This is a genomic window from Legionella lansingensis (assembly GCF_900187355.1).
GTDB classification, from domain to species: domain Bacteria; phylum Pseudomonadota; class Gammaproteobacteria; order Legionellales; family Legionellaceae; genus Tatlockia; species Tatlockia lansingensis.
Genome location: NZ_LT906451.1, coordinates 313,700 through 327,576 on the forward strand (window position 1 = coordinate 313,700; position 13,877 = coordinate 327,576).

Consider the following 13,877-nt stretch of genomic DNA (forward strand, 5'->3'; position numbering starts at 1 on the left):
GGTCTTTCCTTATGCGTTCCATTTGACTTGTACGCTATAGAAATCACGAAATAATCATTTGTTTAAAAAGTATAGCAGAGCTATAATTTGGTTTTTTTTGAATCAAAATGCTATGCATCATATTCATATTCGCGGTGCAAAAACACACAATTTAAAAAACATCGATGTCGACATTCCACGTGATCAATTAACTGTTATTACTGGTCTTTCAGGTTCCGGTAAATCTTCTCTTGCTTTTGATACATTGTATGCAGAGGGACAACGTCGCTATGTAGAATCACTATCAGCCTATGCTCGTCAGTTTTTATCCATGATGGAAAAGCCTGAGGTGGATGCAATTGAAGGGTTATCGCCAGCCATATCCATTGAACAAAAAGCGACTTCGCATAATCCACGCTCAACAGTGGGAACGATCACTGAGATATATGACTATTTACGTTTGTTGTTTGCTCGGGTTGGTGAGCCGCGCTGTCCTACGCATGGCGTGAGTTTGCATGCACAGACGATTAGTCAGATGGTCGATCAGGTTTTAGCTCTCCCAAAAGAAAGCAAAGCAATGATTCTTGCTCCTGTCGTGCGTGAGCGCAAAGGAGAGCATGTACAGTTGCTGCAGCAATTACAGGCGCAAGGTTATATACGGGCTCGCATTGATGGCGAACTTTATGAGTTGGATGAGCCACCGAAATTAAGCTTGCGACAAAAACATACCATTGAAGTGGTGGTGGATCGATTTAAAGTGCGTGAGGATTTAGCGCAGCGGTTGAGTGAATCGTTTGAGAATGCTTTAAATCTGGCGGATGGTTTGGCGATCGTTTCAGCGGTGGATAAGACGTTTTCTGATTTGGTATTCTCTTCAAAATTTGCCTGCTCTGAATGTGGCTATAGCTTAAGTGAATTAGAACCCAGGCTTTTCTCTTTTAATAATCCCATGGGAGCATGTCCTTCCTGTGATGGCTTGGGTGTCAATCAATTCTTTGACGCAGAACGTGTCGTTCATGATCCGTCAGCTAGTTTAGCTGATGGCGCCATTCGTGGTTGGGATAGAAAAACAACGTATTATTATCCCATGTTGGAATCATTAGCGCGTCATTTCAATTTTGATATAGAAACCCCTTTTTGTGATTTGCCGGAGACTATACGGAATATCATCCTCTATGGCAGTGGACAAGACATCATTGAATTTCATTATTACCGCCCACAGGGTGGGTTTATGTCTAAAAGACATACTTTCGAGGGTGTTATACCTAATATGCAGCGACGATATCGTGAATCGGATTCATCGATGATACGCGAAGAGCTGGCTAAATATTTATCTTCCCGTCCTTGTGAAACTTGCCAGGGAACTCGGTTGCGTGAGGAAGCCAGGCATGTTTTTGTAGCGAATAAAAACTTGCCGGAACTTACTGCTTATTCGATTGAAAAGGCCTATGAGTTTTTCCAGAATTTACAGTTGACTGGTTACCGTGGAGAAATCGCGGCTAAAATCAACAAGGAAATTGTTGAGCGTTTGGGATTTTTGGTCAATGTTGGCTTAGATTATTTATCGCTCACGCGTAGTGCTGAAACGCTATCTGGGGGTGAGGCCCAACGTATTCGTTTAGCAAGTCAAATTGGTTCAGGTTTGGTTGGGGTCATGTATATTCTAGATGAACCTTCAATCGGTTTACATCAGCGTGATAATGATCGCTTATTGAAGACACTGCTGCACTTGCGTAATTTAGGCAATACCGTCATTGTCGTGGAGCATGATGAAGAGGCCATTCGTGCCGCTGATTTCGTTTTGGATATTGGTCCTGGTGCCGGGGTGCACGGTGGAAGGATTGTTGCCAAAGGTGCACCCGAAGAAATCATGAGTAATGCGCAATCATTGACGGGACAATATTTGGCAGGAGTGCAATCTATTCCAGTCCCCTCAGCTCGAGTACCAGTTAACAACAAGCGAATGCTTCGTTTGTCAGGGGTCAAGTGCAATAACTTAAAGAATATTACGATTGATATTCCTTTAGGCGTTATCACATGCGTTACTGGTGTCTCAGGTTCCGGGAAGTCGAGTTTAATCAACGATACCCTCTACCCAATTGCTGCGAACAAGCTTAATCGCGCAAGCCTGCTTACCCCAGGCTCAGTAACTGAAATTAAAGGTTTGGAGCTATGTGATAAGGTTATTGACATCGATCAAAGCCCAATCGGCCGAACCCCACGTTCCAATCCAGCGACCTATACTGGGATATTTACACCTATTCGTGAATTATTTTCATCCACTCCTGAAGCTCGCGCTCGTGGTTATCAACCAGGGCGATTTAGCTTTAATGTTAGGGGTGGTCGTTGCGAAGCTTGCCAAGGAGACGGATTAATTAAGGTCGAGATGCACTTTCTTCCAGATATTTATGTTGCCTGTGATGTTTGCAAGGGAAAACGTTACAATCGAGAAACCTTAGAAATTCAGTATAAAGGAAAAAATATCCATGAAATCTTGGACATGACTGTTGAAGATGCTCGACTATTTTTCGATGCCATCCCCATTTTGGCGCGAAAATGCCAGACCCTGATTGATGTTGGGCTGTCTTATATTCGTTTAGGTCAAAGTGCTACTACCTTGTCTGGAGGAGAGGCACAAAGGATCAAGTTAGCAAGAGAATTATCCAAGCGAGACACGGGAAATACGCTATATATCCTTGATGAACCAACGACAGGTTTGCATTTCCACGATATCAAACAATTGCTCCATGTTTTATTTCGTTTACGAGAACAAGGCAATACGGTCATTATCATTGAGCATAACTTGGATGTCATTAAGACCGCTGATTGGATTATTGATCTTGGTCCTGAAGGAGGAAATAAAGGTGGGCAAATCATTGCTACAGGTACACCTGAAGACGTTGCACGATGTGCTGTTTCCTATACCGGGCAATTTCTTAAACCACTGTTGAACAGGTAGTACAGTGACAGCCTAATTTTGACAGATAAAAAAGTTTCTTTTTAATTGTTGCTCAGAGAATTCCTCGTCTCGGGGTAGGAGCTACTGCCATTAAGTCCATTTCGAATCCCCGCGGCATTGACCGCGGGGCCCATTCTGAATCTTGGGAGATAGGCTTCTTATAAAACCTTTAAAAATGCGGTGAGGTCTTCTTTTTCTTGCTGTGTCAATTGCGTTTGTAAAATCAAGTTAAAGAATTCCACAGTATCCGCCAAGGTTAAAAGTCGTCCATCATGCAAGTAAGGTGGAGAATCTTTAATACCACGCAGCGGGAAGGTTTTTATCGAGCCATCGCCTATCGCTTTCATGTTATTGACCATCACTGGATTAAAGAAACGCTCCGTTTTTAGGTTGTGCATCGAATTATCGGTATAGTAAGGCGGTGCATGACAGATGGAGCATTTTGCCTTACCAAAAAATAGCGCTTCCCCGCGCAATTCGGCTTCTGTGGCTTTTGTGGGATCTAACCGTCCATCAATCCCTAACTTGGGTGCTGGTGGGAAATCCAAGAGTTCTTGAAACTCTGCCATGAAGTGTACCTGGCTTCCACGCTCAAGAATATTGACACCTTTTTTGGTCGCAATCACGGGGTCACCGTCAAAATAAGCTGCCCGTTGTTCAAATTCGGTAAAATCCTCAACATTTTTAAGTGCGCGCTGGGAGCCAAACAGACGTTGAATGTTGACACCTCTTAAACTTGGTGTATCAATACGATGGCGAATTTCTTGTGGGCGAATATCACCGACGAGATGGGTACCTGCATTGGTATGTCCATTGGCATGACAATCAAAGCAAGCTACTCCACGACTTGGGGTTTTTGTACGGCGATCATCCGTTTGGTTAAATTGTTGTTGGGGAAAGGGAGTAACCAATAACCGCAGGCCTTCCAATTGCTTTGGATTAAGTATGCCATTGAACAGTTCAAAGAAATTATTAATTGTAACCAGTTTACCTTGAGAAACATCACCCAGATCGGGACGAGTGGTCAAAAATATGGGAGCGGGAAAAGGGGGCAGGAAGTGATCGGGTAAATCAAAATCTAAATCAAAACGCGTCAAATCACGGTCTTCCTGCTTGTTTATTTCATCAATGGCAAATTTTGGAAATAGCATTCCTCCCTCAGGATGATTAGGATGAGGAAGAGGCAAAAATCCTTGAGGATATAGGCCTTTCTTTTTAATTTCATCAGGCGACATTTTACCTAGCTCTTCCCAAGTAATGCCTGCTGGAAGTTTGATTCGAACACCTTCTTGAATGGGCTTGCCATTAGACATTTTGGTGTCTGTTGATGGTTTGTTGCTCAAGTCATAGCGTTGATTGAGTAGATCACGTTGCCGTTGATTAATAGCTGCTTTTTCCGCACTCATGCGTTCCATGATCGATTGAAAAGATTCTTTAATAACCACAGGCATATAACTGGTAGGTGGAGCTTTGGAGGTTGTCTCTGCTGGTGGGGTAGAAGTGGCGTAAACCGAGGACAGGCCACAAGAAAAAAGAGCCAGATATATCGCTTTTTTTAGCATGATAAAAGTCCATTTTTGAAGAGAAATTCTTACCATCATAAATAAGTTATATTTTCATTTCAATATATGGAAGTCTTTGTTTTACATTGATAATTTGTGCACGTTAAGACAGGTCACCTGAAACGCTTTATGTATTGAGCACGACAAAATCTAAGGAGCCAGATTTGTGGGCTGAGTTGTTCCCGTAGGAGTGGTTGTTCCCGTAGGAGTGGTTGTTCCCGTAGGAGTGGTTGTTCCCGTAGGAGTGGTTGCTCCCGTAGGGGGGGGTGTTCCCGTAGGGGGGGCTCCTGTAGGAGGCTCTGTTGTTGTAGTTGTGTAAGTTCCACTTGTGGTACCAATTACCGTCGTTACCTCAGCACCCGTAGGTGAACTGGTTCCAGTAGAGGTAGTAGTACCTGTTTTGCTTCCAGTGGTGGGAGGATTTACGGAAGGTGTGGGTGTTTGAGCATTAGGATCCGTTGTAGTTGTGTAAGTTCCACTTGTCGTACCAATTACTGTTTTTACAGCGGCTCCTGTAGGGGAGCTGGTTGATGTTTCTGCCGGTCCTGTATTACTACTTGTGCTAGCATTAGGGGCGCTGGAGCTTGGCGTTTGCGATGCACTAGGTGATGCTCCATACCCAGCAAAAGTCATAATCATAGCTGTTAGCAGTGCTCCTAAAACTTTCATCTTTTTCCCATGGTTTATGTCAATAAATATGCGGTATTATTTGAAAGTATAGGATATTGAGCAATTATTACGCTCACTTAGGGACATTACACGCCTGATCAAGGTCTGCAAGATTTACCCTCATTTCTTTTGTTTTAATGAAAACTCTTCTACGCTTAAATCATGAGGTCAGCATAACAAAAACGATTGTATTTCTTATGGTTGTGGCTATGAGGAAAACATGAAGAATAATAAATACTTAGCCTTGTCGAAAAAAATTATTATGCTGGGGTTTGGAAGTATTGGACAGGCTGTCTTACCCCTATTATTCCGCCATCTTGAACTTTTGCCATCACAAGTCATTATTATGACTAAAAATGATGATGGAGAAAAAATAGCGAGAGAATTTGGCTTAACACTACAAATTAGTGCCATCACAAAAGAAAACTATAGCTATTTAATTGGTAGTAAACTCAATGAAGGAGATTTCTTATTAAATTTAACTGTTGGTATTTCAAGTGTTGCACTTATTAAGCTTTGTCAAGAAAAGGGTGCCCTTTATCTGGATACATGCACGGAACCATGGATAGGGGGTTATGTTGATAATTCTTTACCTCCTTCTCTGCGTTCGAATTACGTATTACGCGAAGAAGCGCTGAAGCTTAAGTCAGGATCAGGACCCACTGCAGTGCTCACTCATGGGGCTAACCCTGGCTTGGTCTCACATTTTGTGAAACAGGCACTTTGGAACATGGCCACTAATGCCAAGCTTGTTATCAACCACCCTCAAAACACCTCTGAGTGGGCCTATTTAGCTAAAATCCTTGGTATTAAGGTGATTCATATTGCAGAGAAAGATAGTCAGGTTGCTTCCAAAATTAAAGCAGAAGGAGAATTTGTCAACACTTGGTCAGTTGATGGGCTTATTGCCGAAGGAGGACAACCGGCTGAGCTTAGCTGGGGTACTCATGAGCGTCACTGGCCAATCGATGGAAACCATCATAAATTTGGGACAAAAACAGCGGTTTATCTTAACCGTCCGGGGGCAAGTGTGAGGGTTCGTTCATGGACACCAACCGGACCTTATCATGGTTTTTTGATTACACATGCTGAGTCTATTTCCATTGGAAATTATCTGACTCTAGAAGAAAAAGAGGCGTATCGGCCCACTGTCCATTATGCTTATCTTCCCTGCCCAGATGCGAGACTTTCTTTATGTGAATTGCAAGGGAATGAGTGGTATGAACAGCAAAATAAACGAATTATTTTTGCTGAAATTATTGAGGGCGTGGATGAACTTGGCGTCTTACTTATGGGTAACAAGCGAGGAGCTTATTGGTATGGTTCTCAGCTCTCAATTCATGAGGCTCGAAAGCTTGCTCCTCATAATAATGCGACAAGTTTGCAAGTTGCTGCAGGAATTCTAGCTGGCGTCGCTTGGGCTATCCAAAATCCTAAACAAGGTGTGATTGAGCCAGAAGAACTTGACTATCAGTTTATTTTAGACGTGGCGTCTCCTTATTTAGGAAGGGTGGCTGGTTATTATACGGACTGGACGCCACTAAAAAATAGGGAAAGATTATTCAAAGAACAATTAGATCACAGTGACCCTTGGCAATTCCTCAATATTCGAGTTAATTAATGTTTTTTTGTGGCTTGTTTGCAGTTAAACTTAAAGTAGAAGAAAACATGGAGTAAACCATGAAGAAATTAAAGAATAAGAGTGTAGGTATATCTACTCTGGTTATCATTATCCTTTTAGCGATTATTGGTTTCATATACTACTATTATGTTACGTCACCTGTCGCAAAAAAGCTTGATACAACACCGCCTATACCCGTAGAAGCCCCCGAAGCTGATCCAGATGTTATTCATGCACAATAACACTTAGGCTAGGTTTGTCAAAATGATCATGGAGGAAAGATTAAATGAGTACCTTTCTTATCGCAATTTTAGTCATCATCGCACTTCTCTTTTTCTGGTCAATTGGTATCTTCAATACCTTAATTGGGATGATTGAAGCCGTCAACAATAATAAACGTCAGATTGATATTCAATTGGATCGTCGCTTTAAAGTATTTGAATCGCTAATTGAGACGGTCAAAAAATACATGGATTACGAAAAAACCACCTTGAAAGATGTGGTGGCTTTACGTAATCAAGCGCAAACTGCAAAGGCTGCAGGTGATGAGAAGGCTCGTATTGCAGCTGAGAATGGGATTTCGCAAATCGCCGCTGGTTTAAATGTTGTTTTTGAACAATATCCTGACTTAAAAGCCAACACCAATGCTTTGCAATTGCAAGAGGAAATAGTCAACACTGAAAATAAATTATCTTATGCCAAGCAAGCCTATAACGATAGTGTCGAGCGTTATTATGCAAAGAAAAAATCTTTTTTTGAGTCAATGATTGTTAACCTATTTTCTGACAAATTGGACAAAGAGTATGAGTATTGGGCATTGCCTGAAGAACAAATTAAGGCACATGAAGATTATAAGGTTAAATTCTAATGTCCATAGTCTCTTTTCAAGGTAAAGAGCAAGTTTGTCATCCCTCGCTGCGCGAAGGATCTCCTGAATCCTGCGAGTTTCTCATCGCGAACTCTTAGGGATGACAGGACGGTAGGAGTAAATTATGGCCTTAGCGGATTATCATGCATCCTCAGGAGATTGGCGAGAGCAATTGCGTAAGAATGAGCATAAGACGCGTCTCGTTATTGCAATTTTTTTTGGGGTATATCTTGGCATTGGTTTGTTGGCCGACACGATGATTCTAGTTTATCTCTACCCAACTGCGTCAATAGAAGAATGTTTCTTCGCTTTAATAACTCTAAGAGTTATCCCTTATGCCACTTTGTTGATGCTTGGTTTGGGGATCGTATCTTTGTTGATTACTTATACGCTTTATGATCGCATCATGTTACTCGGCACAAATTATCGTCAGATTACGCCAGAGACAGCAAAAAGCTTACAAGAAAAGCAACTTTATAATGTCGTAGAAGAAATGAAGGTCGCCGCTGGATTGAAGTATATGCCTAAGGTTTATCTTATTGAAGCCAATTATATGAATGCCTTTGCGAGTGGCTATAGTGAAAAATCAGCCATGGTCGCGATGACTCGAGGATTAATGGAAAAGCTCGATCGTGCAGAGATGCAAGCAGTGATGTCACACGAGCTTAGTCATATCAGGCATCATGATATTAAGTTAACCCTAACTGTCGCAGTGCTAAGCAACATTTTATTAATCGTTATCGATGCTATGTTCTATTCCATGATGTATAAACGCGATAGGCGTGATAGTAATAGTAATCGTTTGTTCATGGTTATTTTGTTGTTGCGCTATTTATTGCCTTTAATTACTGTCGTTCTAGCCCTCTTTCTCAGTAGAACTCGTGAATACATGGCTGATGCTGGAGCTGTGGAATTGATGCGTGATAATGAGCCTATGGCTCGAGCTTTGCTTAAAATAACGGAAGACCATCAACAACATGCGGAGCAATATAGTCATGAATATGGGGAAACACCTCATGAACAGGTTCGTCAAGCCTCCTATCTTTTTGATCCCTCAAGCATTGATCCAATCAAATCCTTGAGCAATGCGTTTTCAACGCATCCCACCTTGGATCAACGGTTACGTGCATTAGGATTTAAACGTAAAGCGAAATCCGTTTAATCGGTACTTAACGTTGGTGGCAGATCACACAACCGTACCCTGAATTGAACATGATTGTTTTATCAGGATTAGGTAAATCTTTCTGAAAATTGCCAACATTTTCTTTGGCATTTTTTATTTTTGCCTCTAAGAGTTGTCGGTAAGGCCATGAGGAATAATTTTTAGCTAGCTTGGCATTTTGGTAGATTTTTATGCCTGTTTGCCAATCCCCTGCTTTAACTAACATGTCGCCCATGTTCATAAAAAATCCTTCGAAATTATGGGGTGCAATCCATGAATCTTGGCATGCTCGGTTTAATTTGGTTTGATGACCCATATACTTACTGAATGAGGGTGCGTCTCGGCTGACTTTTTCTCCTGCGCATAAATCCAAGACTTTCCATTGCCATTCTAGTGCTTCTTGAAAATGCTCAGAGTTTGCAGGCAAGTCGCTCATTGGATATCCAGCAGTAAAATAATTAAATTCAGGCCAACGCTTAATTGCACGTTTTAATGTGTAGTATCCTCGTACTTCTTCACGCTTATCATTAAAAATCTTACCTTCAATCAACTGACTATCACCAAAAAAACCTTGATAAATAGGATTTTCGGGTGCAAGTTGCACGGCGTCACCGAAATATTTCTTAGCCAAGACAATCTCATTCGTAATTTTTGGCGATTGCTGAGCTTCTCGCTTTCGTTCAGTGATTTTCCAAATATGGATAAACCCTAACCGCGCTGCAAGTTTGGGATCGTTTGGATTTGCGAGATAAGCTGCCATTAATAAATAGTCGGCTTTGGGAATATCATAGTAACGTCCCTGATGAAGTGTATCCCAGAAATAATTCTCTGCTTTTTTTGCTAATTCACTGGTTGAGAGGATAGGTTTCTTGGCAGGAGTAAATAGCAGAGCCATTTTTTCGCAAGCGGAGAGTCCTACCGCTAAGAACACTAAAAGAATATGTGGTAACCTCATATATTTTCCTTGTCAACGGACTTTAGTTTTGGGTTTACAACCATTTTTTCATTTTAAAATATTTATATGGGAGCAGCGCTGAAAGGAACATGACAATAAGTGCAATCCAATACCCCCATTTCGTATCCAGCTCAGGCATCCACTTAAAGTTCATCCCGTAAATACTGGCAATAAGAGTAGGGGGCAGGAAAATGACAGCTGCTACGGAAAATATTTTGATAATGGCGTTCTGCTCAATATTGATCATCCCTAACGTAGCATCCAGCAAAAAGTTAACTTTACTAGAAATAAAGGTGGCATGGTCACTTAATGAGTTGATATCTTTGCTTAAGGTAGCTAAGCGAATTTGTCCCTCGTTATCCATCTGGGCGTTTATTGATTGACTAAAAAAAGCAACAAGGCGATTGAATGAGACCAGGCAATCCTTGGTATTGGTATTTAAATCTGCATGGGTACCGATATGCAGAATAATTTGTTGATAGCTGATTTTCTCTCTCTCTTCGGGGGCGAAAATGGTTTTAGAGACTTCTTCGAGGTTATGACCAATGCTTTCAAGGATATCTGCAAGCCTGTCGACAGTAGCTTCCAGCAAGGCGATAAGCAAGAGAGCCGGGTTATAATCAAAATCAAATTGGTGCAACTGCACGATAAACAGTTTAAACGCAGAGGGCTCTATATAGCGAATTGTAATTAATTTTTCTTTGCTGAGTACAAAGCTCACTGCTTCGTGCTTAGGACGTGGAGAGTCTGCTTGGGCTATCATATTCGCGGTCATAAAGAGAGCATCTTTATTTCTGTAAAGCCGACTGGATAACTCGATCTCAAGCATTTCTTCGCGTGTTGGTATATTCAAGCCTAGCTTATGCTCAAGCATAAGTTCTTCTTCATTACTAGGACAAAGCAAATCAATCCAAATGGCTTGTTCAAGTAATGGAAGATTATCCTTGTTAATTTCATGGGCTTGTAGGGCTCCATGATTTAGATAGGCTGTGATCATCATCATCCTAATATTGAGCGATGAGTCTTTTAAGTTAGCGTACTTGACTTGGATAATCCAGATGTTTTTTTGAAGGGTTTAACAGTTCATATCGCAGTGAGTGTAGGTCGGGCCTTTGGCCCATAGCCGTCAGGCTAAGAGTTTAAAAGCACTCTCCTTCGCAGAAGTCAAAGGTCAAAAGAGGTTTCTTTTTTGAATCTTTGATAGCAAAGAGGGAGAGATTTTCATAGAAATCATTCAAGAAATGCTTTAATCGATAAGGAGACATGAGGGCGATAATCAATCCAGTAGCCTTGGAACTTAGTTGGTGACAGGCTTTATAAAAAGAGAGTTGTTTGCCTTCTATGTTGCGCATGGGATTGCATAGCAAAAACAAAAGCATCATTGCAATAAACTTACCATAGGTTTCAATAATCACTCGAGCAAACTTTTTAGTTTTGATAGAGTCAATATGCATTAAGGATTTACTTAATTTAAAGAGGAGTTCTACCTGCCATCGTAAAGCATACGTTTGATGAATTGCTTTATTATTGATTTGAGTTTCAGAGGTATTGGTAATATAAATAGACCAACTTTGTAAAGCCAACGATTCCTGGTTTGGTGTGGAACCACGGCGACGATGATCTTTTATAAGTCTTCTCCGCCTTTGCTCGGCAATGACTGGTGGTAATCGTTGAGCGACCAAGCGGACAGGAATTTTATGCGTTGCTCCCATAAGGACCTGCTGAGAAAAGAATGGTGCAGCATTCTCCAAGGTAACGAGTAAATCAAAAGGTTTCTTATCTTGTGTTAGAAGTTTAGTTCCGGTGAGCAAGCGGCTTATGAAGAAAGCGTTTTCTTCCATAATTTTCTTAAACGTGTTCAGTTTAAAATAACCTAAATCCATTAAATAAAGAGCTCCTTTTTCAATAGTATTAAAATAATTATCAAAGCCCTGATCGTTATCACAGCCCGAAGTTAGAGTAAGCTCTTTTATTTGTCCACCACCTGTTGCCTCAATAGAACCTGTTGCCGAAGGACAAAAAATATACTGAGTCGTTGCCTCAGAATAGGTGTTGCTTTTGAGAGGTTTTGTTGCGATTAAAAAATAATTGCTATTGAGCCTGGTGGGTGTGTGGGCGAGAAGCCTGTGAGTGTGGGCAATAACTGTGAATAACGTCTTTTTGTTATTCATGGTTTTGTCCACACGTCCCATAGGGCACAGGCTGGTCCGAAGGACTCGTCCATCATATCCACAGGCTTTATGTTCCTGTCTTTTTACAATATTGAATAAGACTTTCATTAAAGAGCCTTTCTTTGTTTTACATGTTGAATATTCACTAATCTAAATATTAATTTTAGCTTTTTTTGAATCTTTTTTTGCAAGTCAAACGGGTCGAGTGTATTAAAGGTCTCTTGTAATTTTGTTTTCTGAGCGAGAGTAAGACCATTCGACGTCATCAGTCGCTGATAGGGCGTTTGGGGTTGATCATATTTTTTGATTACACGGGATTGAATTCGTACTTTGTCAATGAGCTTAATGCAAGGATAGAAAAAATTAAATAACAAGGAGACTTCGTTAGAATATAAGTCATTCATAAGCTCAACGAGCTTTGGATTACCAAAACGATGATAACCAAACAGTTGACGCACATGAGTCCAGTTCTTTTGTTCAACATGTGCATTATCGTCTTTTTTATAAGGACGAGAGCGAGTAAATTGAACCGCTTTTTGTGGGTCCCGCTCAGTAAAATAATGAATGAGATGCCAATTGAGAAACTCTGAGCCGTTATCACAATCAAACCCTTTGATTTCAAAAGGTAAATTTTTTTCTATGTCTTGAATACCCCCCAAGACACCATGAGCTCCTTTATTCCAAGTGGCCCGCATTTCTGTCCAGCCACTGAAAATATCCGTCAGCGTAATAGACCAAACAAAATCACCGGCTAGTGATGCTCCACAATGCGCAACGCTGTCGGCCTCCATAAAACCCACTTCGTTAGTATTCCACTGATTCGTATTGACTGGAATTTGATTCCTGAGAATACTTCCAGGCTTTGTTCCACTTAAGCCTTTTCCATAGCGAGTTTTAACAGGCTTGAGTAAGCGATCAATTGTAGCAGCGCTCATGGTTAGCAGTTGAGAGGATATCTCCGCCGCTAAAGGCTCATAATGATTTTGATAATGAGGTAACCATAAGGGAAGAGCTCTCTTTAATCGTTTACCACACATCTGATCCGTGCCAAGCCATATCTTTTTTAAAGGCTCCAGCAATATGGATGGGTCATAGGTCTTCTTTTTTCCAACTTTCTTCGGACTTTTATCAGAAATGGGTAACTGTCTTAATAAACGAGCTGCTGCTTTGCGATGATAATGATGCGTCTCGCAAAATTCATCCAGAATGCGTTTTTTTAACGCTCTATTGCCTCGTTGATAGCGGATACGCTGTATTTTTAGATACAAATCCATATTCACTTGCCCCATTTCTGTTCCTCTCGCTCGGCAACAGCCATATTGAGGCAACGAAGCAATTTATGGACTTATTTACGTCATCCTTCGGCAACAGATAATTTGAGGCAATTCGCACCAAGATAATCAAACATCATTTGGATTTTCATAGCGGAACTGGATGCGGCTCCGCCACTGCCTTTAAAAAGCTCATTCAGCGCCTGATGTAAGGATATAGTACTGCTATCAATGATGTTAAGGCTACTAAATTGCTCCAATCCTTGGAGTTGAGGTAACTTTTTCATTTGAAAGTGCTTTAAACAGAATAATGAAAAGGCTTTAAGAAATCCGGCTGTTCGTTCGTTAAATCGCTCATGTAATGATTGTTTTTTGATATAAACTTTTTGCGTTTTTACCAATCCACAGAAAAGTTCCAAATTAAAATGTTCTGAAAAACAGAGCGTTATCAATGATTTTATAAAAACACTAGGTGTCAATTTTGAACGGCGTTTCTGAAAACCTGTTTCCTTTCCTATCCGATCCGCTTCATAAGTAAAAAATTTAAAGATTTCTTGAGGAATATTTGATAGGGTATCCAGCAGCATAGAGTCCCTTTTGGTTGTTTTCCTGGCGGGAAAAAATTTAAAAGGGTACTCTAGCTTTTTTTATTATTATTTC

The 13,877-nt window shown here is 40.9% G+C and carries 12 protein-coding genes; 5 read left to right on the forward strand and 7 right to left on the reverse strand.

Annotated features, from left to right (window positions below; translation table 11 throughout):
- The first annotated feature begins 112 nt into the window (after nt 1–112).
- Nucleotides 113–2,938, forward strand: a complete 2,826-nt coding sequence (gene uvrA / locus CKV79_RS01520; RefSeq protein ID WP_028373343.1) for an excinuclease ABC subunit UvrA — start codon at nt 113–115, stop codon at nt 2,936–2,938.
- Between the two features lie 158 nt (nt 2,939–3,096).
- Here the strand turns inward: uvrA and CKV79_RS01525 are convergent, their stop codons facing one another.
- Nucleotides 3,097–4,500 carry a cytochrome b6 gene (locus tag CKV79_RS01525; protein ID WP_028373344.1) on the reverse strand — a complete coding sequence of 468 codons (1,404 nt, stop codon included), beginning with the start codon at nt 4,498–4,500 and terminating at the stop codon, nt 3,097–3,099.
- A gap of 150 nt (nt 4,501–4,650) precedes the next feature.
- Complete coding sequence (locus tag CKV79_RS01530; RefSeq protein WP_028373345.1) at nt 4,651–5,169, reverse strand: hypothetical protein; 519 nt, start codon at nt 5,167–5,169, stop codon at nt 4,651–4,653.
- 220 nt (nt 5,170–5,389) lie between these two features.
- Here CKV79_RS01530 and CKV79_RS01535 point away from each other — a divergent pair, with 220 nt between their 5' ends.
- The 4 genes from CKV79_RS01535 to htpX all read left to right on the forward strand — a co-directional run bounded on the left by CKV79_RS01535 (nt 5,390) and on the right by htpX (nt 8,820).
- Nucleotides 5,390–6,790, forward strand: a complete 1,401-nt coding sequence (locus tag CKV79_RS01535) for a homospermidine synthase (protein ID WP_028373346.1) — start codon at nt 5,390–5,392, stop codon at nt 6,788–6,790.
- A 59-nt stretch (nt 6,791–6,849) separates the two neighbouring features.
- Nucleotides 6,850–7,032 (forward strand): hypothetical protein, encoded by a 183-nt coding sequence (locus tag CKV79_RS01540; protein ID WP_028373347.1) that lies wholly within the window; start codon nt 6,850–6,852, stop codon nt 7,030–7,032.
- 44 nt (nt 7,033–7,076) lie between these two features.
- Nucleotides 7,077–7,658, forward strand: coding sequence for a LemA family protein (locus tag CKV79_RS01545; RefSeq protein ID WP_028373348.1), 582 nt, complete (start codon nt 7,077–7,079; stop codon nt 7,656–7,658).
- A gap of 124 nt (nt 7,659–7,782) precedes the next feature.
- Complete coding sequence (gene htpX, locus CKV79_RS01550; RefSeq protein ID WP_028373349.1) at nt 7,783–8,820, forward strand: zinc metalloprotease HtpX; 1,038 nt, start codon at nt 7,783–7,785, stop codon at nt 8,818–8,820.
- 7 nt (nt 8,821–8,827) lie between these two features.
- Here the strand turns inward: htpX and CKV79_RS01555 are convergent, their stop codons facing one another.
- The 5 genes from CKV79_RS01555 to CKV79_RS01575 form a co-directional block, all read right to left on the reverse strand.
- Nucleotides 8,828–9,775: a hypothetical protein gene (locus CKV79_RS01555; RefSeq protein ID WP_028373350.1), complete on the reverse strand. Its 948-nt coding sequence runs from the start codon at nt 9,773–9,775 to the stop codon at nt 8,828–8,830.
- Between the two features lie 34 nt (nt 9,776–9,809).
- Complete coding sequence (gene corA / locus CKV79_RS01560; RefSeq protein ID WP_028373351.1) at nt 9,810–10,772, reverse strand: magnesium/cobalt transporter CorA; 963 nt, start codon at nt 10,770–10,772, stop codon at nt 9,810–9,812.
- A 142-nt stretch (nt 10,773–10,914) separates the two neighbouring features.
- Complete coding sequence (locus CKV79_RS01565; protein ID WP_095141683.1) at nt 10,915–12,054, reverse strand: transposase; 1,140 nt, start codon at nt 12,052–12,054, stop codon at nt 10,915–10,917.
- On the reverse strand, nt 12,054–13,235 hold the full coding sequence (locus CKV79_RS01570) for an integrase (protein WP_095141685.1): 1,182 nt from the start codon (nt 13,233–13,235) through the stop codon (nt 12,054–12,056). Before CKV79_RS01570 ends, CKV79_RS01565 begins: the two co-directional genes overlap by 1 nt.
- A 65-nt stretch (nt 13,236–13,300) precedes the next feature.
- Nucleotides 13,301–13,804 carry a hypothetical protein gene (locus CKV79_RS01575; protein ID WP_095141687.1) on the reverse strand — a complete coding sequence of 168 codons (504 nt, stop codon included), beginning with the start codon at nt 13,802–13,804 and terminating at the stop codon, nt 13,301–13,303.
- Between the last annotated feature and the right edge of the window lie 73 nt (nt 13,805–13,877).

Excerpts from the sequence above, each read along its gene's own strand:
- uvrA (WP_028373343.1), top strand. The coding sequence starts at position 113 with ATGCATCATATTCATATTCGCGGTGCAAAAACACACAATTTAAAAAAC.
- CKV79_RS01525 (WP_028373344.1), bottom strand. The coding sequence starts at position 4,500 with ATGCTAAAAAAAGCGATATATCTGGCTCTTTTTTCTTGTGGCCTGTCC.
- CKV79_RS01530 (WP_028373345.1), bottom strand. The coding sequence starts at position 5,169 with ATGAAAGTTTTAGGAGCACTGCTAACAGCTATGATTATGACTTTTGCT.
- CKV79_RS01535 (WP_028373346.1), top strand. The coding sequence starts at position 5,390 with ATGAAGAATAATAAATACTTAGCCTTGTCGAAAAAAATTATTATGCTG.
- CKV79_RS01540 (WP_028373347.1), top strand. The coding sequence starts at position 6,850 with ATGAAGAAATTAAAGAATAAGAGTGTAGGTATATCTACTCTGGTTATC.
- CKV79_RS01545 (WP_028373348.1), top strand. The coding sequence starts at position 7,077 with ATGAGTACCTTTCTTATCGCAATTTTAGTCATCATCGCACTTCTCTTT.
- htpX (WP_028373349.1), top strand. The coding sequence starts at position 7,783 with ATGGCCTTAGCGGATTATCATGCATCCTCAGGAGATTGGCGAGAGCAA.
- CKV79_RS01555 (WP_028373350.1), bottom strand. The coding sequence starts at position 9,775 with ATGAGGTTACCACATATTCTTTTAGTGTTCTTAGCGGTAGGACTCTCC.
- corA (WP_028373351.1), bottom strand. The coding sequence starts at position 10,772 with ATGATCACAGCCTATCTAAATCATGGAGCCCTACAAGCCCATGAAATT.
- CKV79_RS01565 (WP_095141683.1), bottom strand. The coding sequence starts at position 12,054 with ATGAAAGTCTTATTCAATATTGTAAAAAGACAGGAACATAAAGCCTGT.
- CKV79_RS01570 (WP_095141685.1), bottom strand. The coding sequence starts at position 13,235 with ATGGGGCAAGTGAATATGGATTTGTATCTAAAAATACAGCGTATCCGC.
- CKV79_RS01575 (WP_095141687.1), bottom strand. The coding sequence starts at position 13,804 with ATGCTGCTGGATACCCTATCAAATATTCCTCAAGAAATCTTTAAATTT.